Below are 261 nucleotides of genomic sequence, written 5' to 3'. Positions count from 1 at the left end.
CCATAGCAACTCGTCCCGTTCGCCGCGGAGTTCGGGGAGGGCGAAGCGGGTGGTGAGGGCGGAGAGGGCGATGTCGACCTCCATGCGGGCCAGCTGCGCGCCCAGGCAGAAGTGGATGCCGTGGCCGAAGGCGACGTGGCCGTCCTTGGGGCGGTCCACGTCGAACGTGTCCGGGTCGGGGAAGCGGCGCTCGTCGCGGTTCGCCGAGTTGAGGGCGACCACGACCACGTCCCCCGCCGCGATCTCCTGGCCGACCACCTC

General features: G+C 71.6%; 1 protein-coding gene. It reads right to left on the bottom strand.

The annotated features are described in order from the left end of the window. Positions 1–261: cytochrome P450 (locus ACSNOK_RS34785; RefSeq protein WP_436784704.1), on the bottom strand; the 261-nt coding region annotated here is incomplete at both ends.

The sequence above is a fragment of the Streptomyces sp. URMC 126 genome (genome assembly GCF_051386555.1).
GTDB lineage: Bacteria > Actinomycetota > Actinomycetes > Streptomycetales > Streptomycetaceae > Streptomyces.
This window is presented reverse-complemented; position numbering and strand designations above follow the sequence as displayed.